The following is a 265-nucleotide window of genomic DNA, read 5'->3' on the forward strand; positions in this document are numbered from 1 at the left end:
CGGAGTTTTTCACACCAGGCCATGCGGCCCTGTGCGCTTATGCGGTATTAGCAGTCATTTCTAACTGTTATCCCCCAGTGTAAGGCAGGTTACCCACGCGTTACTCACCCGTCCGCCGCTAAGTCAATTTCAAATCCGTCCGAAAACTTCATCGAAACCGCTTCGCTCGACTTGCATGTGTTAAGCACGCCGCCAGCGTTCATCCTGAGCCAGGATCGAACTCTCATGTTAAATGATTCGTTTGATCCGGGGTCAAAATCAACTA

Annotated in this window: 1 rRNA gene; it reads right to left on the reverse strand. The window is 50.6% G+C overall.

The features are described from left to right. Positions 1–231: ribosomal RNA gene (locus NE473_RS32360) — 16S ribosomal RNA — on the reverse strand; the annotation flags it as partial. Between the last annotated feature and the right edge of the window lie 34 nt (positions 232–265).

Origin of the sequence: Hungatella sp. SL.1.14, assembly GCF_024460495.1 — a bacterium.
Lineage (GTDB): Bacteria > Bacillota > Clostridia > Lachnospirales > Lachnospiraceae > Hungatella > Hungatella hathewayi.